Raw genomic sequence first — 12738 nt, 5'->3', positions numbered from 1 at the left:
GCATTTTTTTAATCAGCTTGATCCCCTTACTATTCGTACAACTCCGCCTTAAACCTCTTCGCCAATAATCCAGTCGCTTTTGCGGGGTCGATCTCTGCTACAATAATACCTTCAACACCGTAAGCCTGATAGGCAAGGCATTTGCCATTGGGCGCTATGAGGGATGTGGCGGCTTCCTGGTATTGCATGGTGTAGCCAACACTGGCGAAATATATGGTGTTTTCTAAAGCACGCATCATCATGGCTTTTTCGTAGTAGGGGCTGTTGATGTTACCCCAATCGGTGAGTTTTGTGCCTTGCACATCGCTGCCGGACAGGTGCGGATGGAATACAATACTCGCACCCTCGCGCGCCGCCCAGCGTACAGATTCTGGGTAGCGGAAACCTTCGTGGCAAATGGTGATACCAAATTTCAATCCGCTTACTTCAAAAATATGGCGCTCGGTTCCCGGCTGCCAGGTGGTATCTTCAGATGGATCGAGCTGGTTTTTAGTCTGGTAGCCTAATACTTTTCCTTCGGCAGAGATCACCTTGGCAACGTTAAGGAATTTGCCGTTGTCGTACCAATCCATCGGCATAATTATAGCAATGTTGTTTGCTGCGGCTATCCGGCAAAGGTTTTCTAATGCCGCTTTTAGCTCTTCTTCAGAGGCTTTGCGTACGGTTACATCTGCAAGCGGATATCCTGGGATAAATGTTTCGGGGAAGCAAATGAGGATAGCCCCCTTTTCCGTCGGCAATTGATTTTGGGAAGGTAGGGGTGGCAAGGGCTATTTTCATGGAAGTAAATTTAGGGAATGTTTTTATTGTTTGCAGAATTTACTCACCCCGCGGTACTACGTGCGCGACCCTCTCTGCTGCGCAAAGAGGGTCGCGAGAAAAATAATTTTGAATCCCTCTTTCCGCGAAGCGAAGAGAGGGTGGTCGAGCGAAGCAATGACCGGGTGAGTAAAAACGCGCGGAAGGCAGCACAACCTAACGCCCCTAAACCCGATAGAAGCGGATACCGGCCTCGCGCCTAATGCCTGTGCGCGTATAATTATTATTCATCAAATTCAATTTCAGACAATGACCCCATAATCGAATAAATGGTATAATCTCCGTTCATATAATCCCTAAAATTCGCTCAATCCCGGTCTCTTTTCCCACCTCATAAAAAATACTAACTAATGACAATATGTTTAAACACAATATAAGATAAAATTTTACCTTTGCATGCTCATTCCCAATCATGAGCGATCAGATTAAACATGAATGCGGTGTGGCATTTATCCGCCTTTTAAAGCCACTCTCTTTTTATCAGAAAAAGTACGGGACTGCCCTGTACGGACTAAACAAGCTTTACCTTTTAATGGAAAAACAGCACAATCGCGGGCAAGACGGCGCGGGCGTTGCTACCATTAAACTGGATATTGAGCCTGGGAAGCGGTACATAAGCAGGCACCGGTCAATGGCCTCAAACGCCGTTGCTGATATCTTCGAATATATCCAGAAAAAGTTTGCTGAGATACAAAAGGAAACGCCTGAAAAAATGGCTGATACCGAATGGCTCAAAGAGCACGTAAGCTTTACCGGCGAAGTGTTGTTGGGCCATTTGCGTTATGGTACGCACGGTAAAAACAGTATAGAAAACTGCCACCCCTTTCTGCGCCAAAACAACTGGATGACCCGTAACCTGGTTATTGCCGGTAACTTTAACATGACCAATGTTGATGAACTGCTGCAACAACTTTACGACCTTGGCCAGCACCCTAAAGAGAAAGCCGATACCGTGACCGTTCTTGAAAAAATGGGCCACTTTATTGATACCGAGGTGCAGGGCTTGTTTGACCAGTACAAACGCGAAGGCCTTGACGATAACGCCCAGATTAGCAAGCTGATTGCTAATGACATGGATGTTGCCAAGATATTGCGTAAAAGCGCAAAAAACTGGGATGGTGGTTACACTATTGCAGGTATATTAGGACACGGCGACGCGTTTGTAATGCGCGACCCGGTTGGCATACGCCCGGCTTACTATTATTATAACGACGAGATAGTGGTTGCCGCTTCAGAGCGCCCCGCTATTATGACGGCCTTTAATATCCCTATCGAGGAGATTAAGGAGATAAAACCGGGCCATGCCCTTATTGTAAAAAAGGACGGTAAGATAACCGAAACCATGTTTAGTGAGCCGTTGGAGAAAAAGGCATGTTCTTTCGAACGCATCTATTTTTCTCGTGGCAGCGATGCTTCTATTTACAAGGAGCGTAAACAACTGGGCAGGTTGCTTTGCCCGCAGATACTGGATGCCGTGGAAAACGATGTGAAGAACACCGTATTCTCGTACATTCCAAATACTGCCGAGGTTGCCTTTTACGGTATGGTTGAGGGTATCCACAAATACATAAAAAAATACCAGCGCGACAGGTTACTGAACCGCGACGATAAAATTAGCGAAGAAGAGTTAACGGAAGTTTTGGCACTTGCACCACGTGTGGAGAAGATAGCCATTAAAGATGTAAAACTTCGTACGTTTATTACCCAGGACGCCGACCGCAGCGAAATGGTTGCCCACGTTTATGATACCACATACGGTTTAATAAACAAGGATGCCGATACGCTGGTGGTTTTGGATGACTCTATTGTTCGTGGTACTACTTTAAAGCAAAGCATCCTGAAGATCTTAGACCGCCTGGGCCCTAAAAAGGTTGTGGTGGTATCATCTGCCCCGCAGATCCGTTACCCTGATTGTTACGGTATAGATATGTCGCGCATGGGCGAGTTCGTGGCTTTTGAAGCCGCGATAAGTTTGTTAAACGAGCAAGGCAAAGAGAATATCATTGTTGAGGTTTACCAGAAATGTAAGGATAGCTCAAAACTGGCTAAAGAGGATGTGGAGAACTATGTAAAAGCCATCTACGCGCCGTTTACCGATCAGGAAATTTCTGACCGTATTGCCAAAATTATTACCCCGCCAAATATCACGGCTAAGGTACAGGTGCTTTATCAAACGCTTGATAACCTGCATATTGCTTGCCCAGATCATACCGGCGACTGGTACTTTAGCGGCGATTACCCAACCCCGGGTGGTAACAAGGTTGTAAACCGCGCCTTTGTTAACTGGATGGAAGGTAATAACCAAAGGGCTTATATGTAATTGCTTGAGGCGAAAGCTAAAAGGAAAAAGGCGAAAGGTGTAAACTTTTCGCCTTTTGGTTTCGATCAATCCAAATAGTATTTGTCATTCTGAGCGATAGCGAAGAAGCTAATAGTAACTGTGCATATGCGTCAGGTATGTTGGCGAATAGATGCTTCACTATCGTTCAGCATGACAAATTGAAAATAGATTTTCACTACTTATCCACTAATAACTGGGGGGCTTTGGCTTACGTTACTGCCGGTGCCGAAAATATAAAATGCGTTACCAACCTATCCACCAATACCAACGAGGCGATGATGAGGGCAATCCCGGCAACTTCGTTTAGGCGGTGTACAAATTTCACGGAGATACGGTCGCGGAGTTTATTGGCGTAAAACGCCTTTACAGCATCCAGTCCAAATTGTACAATAAGGATGGTGGCAAACATCACGGCAATTTTAAACGAGCGGTTATGCACGCCGGCATGGTAAACGGTACTGGCGGCACCAATTACAACCGTCCAATGCAGCAGCACGGTTGGGTTAAAAATGCACATCACAAAACCTTTAAAAAAATACCCCGCATGGTTTATTTTGCTGGGGATGTTGTTGTTGTACTTAACCGCGGCCTTTTTAAAGATGTAGTAGATACCGATACTAAAGAGGATGATGCTGCCTACAATACCCGCTATGGTTTTATCGTGTGCGGTTACATCAAAATATTGCGAACCAAATAGGATGGCGCCAACGAAAACCATATCACAGGTTACTACGCCCAGGGCGAGGGAAAGGCCTGCCTGAAAACCACTCTCGATACTGGTTTTTATCAAAGCAAAAAAGACCGGGCCTGTTATAAACGTAAGCACTAATCCAAATCCAATTCCCGAAATAATGGCTTCTATCATTATGTAGGCTTATATATCCTGTTTCTCCCTACAGGTAAAAAATCAGGACACTAAGATGCAAATTTATCTTTTAAACAATGGTAATATAAAGTGGTAATTTAATTTTTGAAAAATTTATAGTCATAATTATAAAATTTGATTTATGTTTAGTGTTTTAAACACCAATAGTATTAACCTTAATTAAACAATGGCACAAGACAACTCTAAGAGTAATGGTTCGGCTTTATATACCATCATTACCGTGTTTTTCTTTTGGGGCTTTTTAGCAGCTTCTAATGGTATCTTCATCCCTTTTTGTAAAGCGCATTTCAGCTTATCACAATTCGAATCTCAATTGATCGACTTTACCTTTTACGGCGGTTACTTCATCGGCTCGCTGATACTATACTTTGCTTCATCAGCAACCAAAGTAGATATACTTAATAAGATAGGGTACAAAAACGGTATCATATATGGCCTTTTAATTTCGGCTGTTGGCGCGTTGATCATGATCCCGGCCATCAATTCGGGTTCGTTCGCGTTCATCTTATTCACCTTCTTTGTAATAGCATTAGGTTTCTCGTTACAGCAAACCGCTGCCAACCCGTTTGTGGTTGCTTTGGGTAGCCCCGAAACAGGCACCCACCGCTTAAATTTTGCGGGTGGTGTAAATAACTTTGGTAGTATCTGGGGCCCTGTTATTGTAGGTTTCGTTCTGTTTGGTTCGGCATCGGCAAAGATCCCGGCGTCAGAAGTGAAAATTGCCTCAGTAAACACCTTATATATTATACTTGCCGTGTTGTTCCTGGCAGTTGCATTGTTCTTTTGGGTATCTAAATTACCAAGCGTAACCAGCAACGAAAAGATAGAATCGAGTAACAAAGCCAATAAACCGTTAGGTATTATCTTTATCGCATTCCTGCTTATTTTAGCGGCAACACCGCTTGCACAGGCAACCGGCATCCACAAACAATACTTTGTTTACGCGTCGTTAGCTATTATTTTGTTCACCCTTATTGGTACTGCATCGTCGGCAGGCAAAGGCGGCCAAGGTTGGGGCGCTATGCAATTCCCGCAATTGGTTTACGGTATGCTTGCCATATTTACCTATGTAGGTGTCGAGGTTACCATCCAAAGTAACATGGGTTCGTTATTAGAAACCCCTGCTTTCGGTAATTTTAAAACCGATCAGGTGGCACCGTTTATATCGTTATACTGGGGTAGCTTAATGGTAGGCCGTTGGACGGGCGCCATCGCCGCGTTTAACCTTTCCAAAGTAAATAAGCTTATCTTAACTGTTGTTGTACCGTTTATAGCGTTTGGCGTGGTATTACTTGTGAACCGTATTAGTGGTACAGATGTTAGCACGCTTTACCCTTATGCAGGTTGTGTGGCTTTATTGGTTATCGGTTTCCTTATGGGTAACCAAAAACCGGTACGTACACTGGCCATCTTCGGTATCCTGGGTGCTGTATTTATGGTGATTGGCTTATTAACTACCGGTATGGTTGCAGTATTTGCATTCATCAGCGGTGGTTTATGCTGTTCTATCATGTGGCCGTCTATCTTCTCATTATCTGTTACAGGTTTGGGCAAATACACCAGCCAGGGTTCGGCATTTTTAATTATGATGATCCTGGGTGGGTCTATCATCCCGCCGGTACAAGGTATCCTTGCCGATGGTATCGGTATCCACGAATCATATATTATCCCGGTTATTGGTTTCGCTTACCTTGCATTCTTTGCATTTAAAGCCGGCGCCATCCTTAAAAAACAAGGTATCGACGTTGATAACCTGGAAGCATCAGGAGGACACTAATTTGAGAATTGACATTAGAGATTGGAGATTAGGTAGGACTAATCTCCAATCTCTAATCTCTAATCAACTATGAAAAAACCAAGTTTCGAACATATTTTCATGAACCTGGCAACCGACCTGGCCCAACGCTCGCACTGCGTAAAGGCCCAGGTCGGTGCCGTTTTAGCTAAAGACACGCGCATTATATCCATTGGGTATAACGGCCCGCCTGCTGGCACCCATAACTGCGACGAGGAGTGGCCTCAAACAGGCTGCGCCCGAGATTCTAAAGGCAGCTGCTCGCTTGCCCTGCATGCTGAGGAGAACGCCATTCTGTACGCCGTAAAAAACGGCGCCAACCTCGAAGGTGCTACGCTTTATACCACGTTATCGCCATGCCTGCCATGCGCAAGGCTCATTTTCTCTGCCGGGATAAAGCACGTTTACTTCGATAAATCATATGCCCAGTACAAAGGCCTCGCCAGTGATGAAGGTGTCGATTTTTTGAACCGTTTCGGCGTAAATGCGGTGCAGTTTACAGGGGAGTAGGTTTTTCACGGTGTCATTTCGAACGAGGTACGAGGAGAAATCTTCTACAAGCAATAAGTGTCCGCCATGTGGAATTATAATTATTACGTTTACATTACTACAAATCACAACAGAACCGTATTGTATATTGGTGTTACAAATGATTTAAACAGAAGGTTATTTGAACATCGCGAAAATAAAGGCACAGGTAAATCATTCACTGCAAAATACTACTGCTATAATTTAGTGCACTACGAGCATTTCTTTAATATAGAGCACGCCATTGAACGAGAAAAAGAGATAAAGAAATGGCGACGAGAGAAAAAAGATGCCTTAATTAAATCAACCAATCCTGATTGGAAGTTTTTGAACGACGAAGTAATGTAATGGGTTGATCTTAAAGTTAAGCCTTGCAACTGTTAAAGCTTGGAGTAGAAGATTTCTCCTCGTACCTCGTTCGAAATGACATGGTGGTAGTTTTCTAAACGATTGCATTGTGTTTCAGAATTGCGTTTTAATGCGTTCAGCTTTGGTCTTTCGGCTTTCAACTTTAACCTTTCAACCCCTCAATCTTATCCAGCGCGAACTGTAACTGCTGCCCGGGGGTAAGGTTGGTATTATCCAGTATAATGGCATCCGTGGCGCGTACGAGGGGGCTTTCGGTGCGGGTGGTGTCCTGGTAATCGCGGTGGGCGATGTTCTCAAAAATATCTTCTAAGGTAACGTCGGGGTTTTTCAGGTGGATCTCGTCGTAACGGCGTTGCGCACGAACCGCCGGGTCGGCTGTCATGAAGATCTTTAGGGGGGCATTAGGGAATACAGCGGTGCCAATATCGCGGCCATCCATCACAATATTTTTTGATTTCCCCATGCGCTGCTGTTGCTTTACCATTTCGCGGCGCACTTCTTTCAAAGCAGATACCGCGCTAACCTTTTCAGATACCGGCATCTGGCGGATCTCTTCAGAAACTTCCTCGTCGTTTAGTGTGATATGGGTCTCGTAATCGCGCGAGTGAAAGTTGAGGTGGATGTTTTTCAACGCTTCCTCAATTTGCTCGTGATCGGTAAGGTCAATATTGTTCCTTAAAAAATACAAGGCTACGGCACGGTACATGGCGCCGCTATCTACATAAATGTAATGAAGTTTTTTGGCTAATGCCTTGGCCAGCGTGCTTTTACCGCATGATGAGTAGCCATCAATAGCTACTATAATATTGTTGCTCATCGTGGTTCGAAGTTACGGTTTTTACTGATTAGTTGAATGGTGATTAGTGGGTAGTTAACAAAGCTAAACGAACTTTTCACCACTCAACTTAATCAACCACTCACTATATTTGCCCCATGAACTTAACTAAGGCCGACCTGCAGAAAGAAATTTCTTACAAAACATCGCGCAGCGGGGGCAAAGGGGGGCAAAACGTAAATAAGGTATCAACCAAGGTCGAGTTACTTTTTTCTATCGATAACAGCATCCTGCTTACCGACGAAGAGAAACTATTGCTAAACCAAAAGCTTCAAAACCGTTTCAATAAAGATGGCTTGGTGCAAGTGATCTGCGATGAAGAACGCAGCCAATTCCTTAATAAAGAGATAGCGGTAGAACGCCTCATAGTACTTATCACCAACGCCCTGCACAAACCAAAGGTACGCAAACCAAGCAAGGTTAGCCGCGCGGCAAAGCTGGCCCGCCTGGGTAATAAAAAGATCCAGTCGACTAAAAAAGCCGACCGTAAAAAGAATTTTGATTTTTAATTAAACCTGTACACCACACTTAACGACCCCCACTGGTGGGTGCTTTTTGCCTGTTGTTTAACCTCGCGGGTGTTGATCACCGCGCCAATATCAAACACAAAGCGGTTGGTGGTTAACGCTACACCCAATTGATTGCTAAATACAAAGTGATTGATATCGCCAACTATCTCTTGCGTGCCCGGCTCTGGGTGGTCCTTAAAAATGTTGCCCTGCACGGTGGCATCATATAACACCCCGTTTATTTGCGGTTTGTAGTAAAAGAAAAGTTCCTGATTATGCAGCAGCGGGGTGCTTGTATTTTTGCTCGCTGTGCTTTGTGTACTTACGGATTGGAACAGCTGGTTAAAATTACCCAAACGGATCATCGGCCCGATACCTGCAGCGTTAAAACCTGTACCTAAATTTACATAACCCGCGAAGCTAATATCAGCCCTTGAGCCACGTGCCAAAAGTTTGTTCACTTCAAAGTTTAGGTTAACCTGCGCGGCATTGCGCACCTGGTACTGCCATGTGTTAAGTTCGTAAAAACCGAAAGTGTTGTGGATGAATTTTTGGATGGCGTAGCCACCTGCTGCCGGGCCTATAATCCCCACCCGTGCTGTTAACTTAACCGCGGTCTCATTTTTATAAATGATGTTTCCGGATAAGCCAAGGTATAGGTAACCGGCAACAGGCCTGTCCACAAAATCCGCAGAAGGCAACCTGCCCGACTGCGCGTTGAAGATCTTTTGGCCAAGCTCGAACCCTACGATATAATTCGCAATAGCGTCATGGTGCTTCATTTTGCTAAAGTCAACGGCTTGGCGGTAGTTTAGGAAAAAACCATTGGTGTAATAACGGTCGGACCCCTGGCCCAGGAAAGAATCGTTATCCGACTGGAAACCAATTTCGTGCCCACGTGTTTGCGCTAAAGTGCCGGCACCTGCAAACAGGCATACGGCTAACAGGAAAAGCTTATTCTTCATTACGGGATTATCGATGCGCTAATGTAAAAAAATCAGGGATAATATCCCTGATTTTGTATTGATTTAAAACGAGTAGCCCAAACTTAAATAGGGCCACCGGCTTTGTATTACTTGGGTGAGAAATGCTGAAATAAATTTAGCTTATCTTTTTCTTACTCCACCACCGGTTTCACTTCTTTTTCTTTCACCGTTAGGTCAAGCGGTTCGCTTACCAAATCGGTTAACAGGGCAAGGTTTATTACCTCGCGCATATCGGTAACGTAGTGGAAGTTAAGGTCGGTGATGTAGTCTTCTTTGATCTCCAGGATATCTTTTTGGTTGGATTTGCACAGGATGATCTCTTTGATATTGGCACGTTTCGCCGCCAGTATCTTTTCTTTGATCCCGCCTACAGGCAGCACCCGGCCGCGCAGGGTTATCTCACCTGTCATGGCCAAATGTGGTTTTATTTTACGTTGGGTAAATGCCGATACCAAGGCGGTAAGCATCGTTACACCTGCCGATGGGCCATCCTTAGGGGTAGCACCTGCCGGTACGTGCACATGCACATCCCATTGTTCAAAAAGTTTTGGGTTAATATTAAAGTAAGCTGCATGCGCGCGCAGGTATGCTAACGCTATGATCACCGATTCCTTCATTACATCGCCAAGGCTGCCGGTTAGGGTAAGCTTGCCATTGCCGGGGCTTAGGCTGGCTTCAATAAACAATATATCACCGCCTACCGATGTCCAGGCCAGGCCTGTTACCACACCGGCGGTATCATTATTCTCGTAAAGGTCTTTATCGTAAAATGGCGCGCCCAGTATCTTCTCGACTTCTTTCTTGCTTACAAGTACATTGTATGGCTCTTCCATAGCGATGTTTTTAGCAACGCCGCGGATAACAGACCCTATCCTTTTCTCCAGCGTACGCACGCCCGATTCGCGGGTATAATCTTCTATCAGTTTTTCCAATACATCGGCCTTTACCACAACATCTTTAAGCGTTAAGCCGTGGGCTTCGCGCTGTTTTGGAAGCAGGTGTTTCTTGGCGATTTCTATCTTTTCTTCAATAGTGTAACCGTTTACTTCGATGATCTCCATCCTATCTAACAAGGCGGGCTGGATGCTGCTCAGCGAGTTGGCGGTAGCGATGAACATCACGTTAGACAGGTCGAAATCCATCTCTACGTAGTTATCATAAAAAGTACTATTCTGTTCAGGGTCAAGCACTTCTAACAAAGCAGATGAAGGGTCGCCACGGAAATCGGTGCTTACCTTATCAATCTCGTCCAGTATAAATACCGGGTTAGCCGCGCCCGCTTTTTTCACCGACTGGATTATCCTGCCCGGCATAGCGCCAATGTAAGTTTTACGGTGCCCGCGGATCTCCGCTTCGTCCCTAACGCCACCTAAAGCCATCCGTACATATTTACGGCCTAATGCTTTAGCTATCGATTTACCCAACGATGTTTTACCAACCCCCGGGGGGCCAACCAAACAAAGGATGGGCGCTTTCATGTTATGTTTCAACTTAAGCACCGCCAAATATTCGATGATGCGCTGTTTTACCTTATCAAGGCCAAAGTGGTCCTTATCAAGCACCTTTTGTGCCCTTTTAAGGTCAAAATTATCCTTTGTAAAATCATTCCACGGTAGGTCAAGCAGCAGCTCCAGGTAATTGATCTGCACCGAATAATCTGCTGCGGCAGGGTTGGTACGGGCAAGTTTTTCAAGCTCTTTGGCAAAATGGGTTTTAACCTCTTTGTCCCATTTCTTTTTCAAGGCACGCAGGCGCAGGTTTTCGATCTCCAGATCCGGCGAGGTGCCACCAAGTTCTTCCTGGATAGTTTTTAGCTGCTGGTTCAGGAAGTAATCGCGTTGTTGTTTGTCAAGGTCTACACGCACCTTGGTCTGGATCTGGTTTTTTAGCTCCAGCATCTGCAGGTCTAAAGTAAGATGTTCCAGCACCAGGTTTACCCTGTCGCGCAGGCTTGCAGTTTGCAACAAAGCCTGTTTAGCAGCCATATCCGCGTTCATATTAGATGATATGAAGTTGATCAAAAACGATGTGCTTTCGATGTTGCGGATAGCAATACCTGCCTCGCTTGGGATATTTGGCGATAGTTGTATGATGTTCATGGCCATATCTTTAACAGACGACACCATGGCTTTAAATTCTTTATCCTCTTTAGCTTTTATCTCTTTAAAAGGTTCTATGCTCGCTTTGATGTACGGCTCGGTTTGCACCTCTTCCTTTAGTGTAAAGCGTTTTTTACCCTGTAGTATCACGGTGGTGTTACCATCCGGCATTTGCAGCATTTTTACAATGAACGCGATGGTACCAACCTTGTTTAGCTGGTCAAAAGTGGGGTCTTCTATACTTACGTCCTGCTGGGCAACAACACCAATAAGGCGCGTACCTTTGTTAGCATCGCGGATCAGTTTAATAGATTTATCGCGGCCAACGGTAATAGGGATCACAACACCGGGGAATAACACGGTATTGCGCAACGGAAGTATAGAAATAATATCGGGCACCTCTTCATTATTCATCTCCGCTTCATCCTCTGACGACATCAGCGGGAAAAATTCAGAATCTTCATTAATGGAGGGCATGGTATTCTTAAAATCGAACGGATCAAAACTCATCAATCACCTTTTATGTATGGTAACAACGTCATAATGGCAGGCACGGAAACTCCGGCCTTGCAAATACGGGTTAATTGCCAATAGTTATATATTCAAATATACAGTTTCAAGAGCTATGCCAATATACCGTAATCAACCGCGGTAAATTCCAAGGGTTTGTAAATGATTGATTTGTTGTGGTTTGCGGCCATAAAATAAATAACAAAAGGTTTTAATGGATTTTGAGGAAAGTGGAAAAAAAGTCATGCGGGATTAAGGTGCCGCATAGTTTATTAACCCCGCGGCACTACGTGCGCCACTCTCTCTTTTATTCAAATAAGTTGTACACTTGTCTAAATTTATTAACAAATTGCACGGGAGGCATAATAATTAACCACATTGGTAGTTTATGTATTGTTAACGAATGATACCCGCTAATTAAGTATGAGGCTGTCGGCTATAATTTCTTTGATCCTGTTTACATCGGTAGAAACGCTATCGGCGCAAAACGCTTATGTGAAAATGGGGCAGCAGGCTTTTATGGATGGCAACTTTAAAGCCGCTGTAAAACAACTGGAAAAAGCCTGTATTGTAGATTCTACCAATGCCAACGCTTTCTGGATGCTGGGTTACTCTTATTATCACAGCGAAAACTACCGCAAATCTATCGCGGCTTATACCAAAGTTATTTTCATAAACCCAATAGATGCTACGGCATATTACTACCGTGCGCGTGCTAAAGGTTATTTGGGGAAAGATACCTACCTGTCGCCCCAAGAGCGCGAAAAACACCTTTTAGGGGCTATTTTTGACTTGACTAAAGCGATTGCTATTGATCCTAACGATCATGGTAAGTGCTTCCAGACACGTGGTATTGCTTACCGCGAGTATGGTGTATTCAAATTGCAGCCCGGCGCTACCTTTGATAAGTTGAGAGGCATAAATTCCCTAAGGGCATCAGTAAGTGATCTTGAAAAAGTATTGGCCGATAATCCCGGAAGGTCTGATATCTCTACGCTGATAGAGCTTTCTAAAGAAAAACTGTCATCCGCCGTTGGCCATCACTAAAAAGTATTTAATGG

Annotated in this window: 11 protein-coding genes; 6 read left to right on the top strand and 5 right to left on the bottom strand. The window is 44.6% G+C overall.

The window, feature by feature from the left end; all coding sequences use genetic code 11:
• Window positions 1–29: 29 nt before the first annotated feature.
• Complete coding sequence (locus ABIB39_RS17000) at window positions 30–740, bottom strand: carbon-nitrogen hydrolase family protein (RefSeq protein ID WP_354431372.1); 711 nt, start codon at window positions 738–740, stop codon at window positions 30–32.
• Window positions 741–1231: 491 nt separating this feature from the next.
• On the opposite strand from ABIB39_RS17000, the gene ABIB39_RS16995 reads away from it, so the two are divergent.
• Window positions 1232–3139, top strand: a complete 1908-nt coding sequence (locus tag ABIB39_RS16995) for an amidophosphoribosyltransferase (RefSeq protein WP_354431371.1) — start codon at window positions 1232–1234, stop codon at window positions 3137–3139.
• Window positions 3140–3368: 229 nt separating this feature from the next.
• Here ABIB39_RS16995 and ABIB39_RS16990 read toward each other — a convergent pair whose 3' ends face one another.
• On the bottom strand, window positions 3369–4025 hold the full coding sequence (locus tag ABIB39_RS16990) for a LysE family translocator (RefSeq protein WP_354431370.1): 657 nt from the start codon (window positions 4023–4025) through the stop codon (window positions 3369–3371).
• A 187-nt stretch (window positions 4026–4212) separates the two neighbouring features.
• Between ABIB39_RS16990 and ABIB39_RS16985 the strand changes: the two genes are divergently transcribed.
• The 3 genes from ABIB39_RS16985 (at window position 4213) to ABIB39_RS16975 (ending at window position 6717) form a co-directional block, all read left to right on the top strand.
• Entirely contained in the window at window positions 4213–5823 is a 1611-nt protein-coding gene (locus tag ABIB39_RS16985) for an MFS transporter (protein WP_354431369.1), read from the top strand.
• A 69-nt stretch (window positions 5824–5892) separates the two neighbouring features.
• Entirely contained in the window at window positions 5893–6351 is a 459-nt protein-coding gene (locus tag ABIB39_RS16980) for a deoxycytidylate deaminase (protein WP_354431368.1), read from the top strand.
• 66 nt (window positions 6352–6417) lie between these two features.
• Window positions 6418–6717 (top strand): GIY-YIG nuclease family protein, encoded by a 300-nt coding sequence (locus tag ABIB39_RS16975; protein ID WP_354431367.1) that lies wholly within the window; start codon window positions 6418–6420, stop codon window positions 6715–6717.
• A 163-nt stretch (window positions 6718–6880) separates the two neighbouring features.
• Here the strand turns inward: ABIB39_RS16975 and cmk are convergent, their stop codons facing one another.
• Window positions 6881–7555, bottom strand: a complete 675-nt coding sequence (cmk, locus tag ABIB39_RS16970; protein WP_354431366.1) for a (d)CMP kinase — start codon at window positions 7553–7555, stop codon at window positions 6881–6883.
• 116 nt (window positions 7556–7671) lie between these two features.
• Here cmk and arfB point away from each other — a divergent pair, with 116 nt between their 5' ends.
• Window positions 7672–8082 carry an alternative ribosome rescue aminoacyl-tRNA hydrolase ArfB gene (gene arfB / locus ABIB39_RS16965; RefSeq protein WP_354431365.1) on the top strand — a complete coding sequence of 137 codons (411 nt, stop codon included), beginning with the start codon at window positions 7672–7674 and terminating at the stop codon, window positions 8080–8082.
• Here the strand turns inward: arfB and ABIB39_RS16960 are convergent.
• Together ABIB39_RS16960 and lon are read right to left on the bottom strand one after the other, a co-directional pair.
• Complete coding sequence (locus ABIB39_RS16960; protein ID WP_354431364.1) at window positions 8079–9047, bottom strand: lipid A deacylase LpxR family protein; 969 nt, start codon at window positions 9045–9047, stop codon at window positions 8079–8081. The two genes, arfB and ABIB39_RS16960, sit on opposite strands and share 4 nt — an antisense overlap.
• Before the next feature lie 152 nt (window positions 9048–9199).
• A complete protein-coding gene (lon, locus tag ABIB39_RS16955; RefSeq protein ID WP_502916208.1) occupies window positions 9200–11677 on the bottom strand; it encodes an endopeptidase La in 2478 nt (825 codons plus the stop codon).
• A gap of 423 nt (window positions 11678–12100) precedes the next feature.
• On the opposite strand from lon, the gene ABIB39_RS16950 reads away from it, so the two are divergent.
• Complete coding sequence (locus tag ABIB39_RS16950; protein ID WP_354431361.1) at window positions 12101–12724, top strand: tetratricopeptide repeat protein; 624 nt, start codon at window positions 12101–12103, stop codon at window positions 12722–12724.
• Window positions 12725–12738: the final 14 nt, after the last annotated feature.

The organism is Mucilaginibacter sp. UYP27 (assembly GCF_040547175.1).
GTDB lineage: Bacteria > Bacteroidota > Bacteroidia > Sphingobacteriales > Sphingobacteriaceae > Mucilaginibacter.
This window is presented reverse-complemented; position numbering and strand designations above follow the sequence as displayed.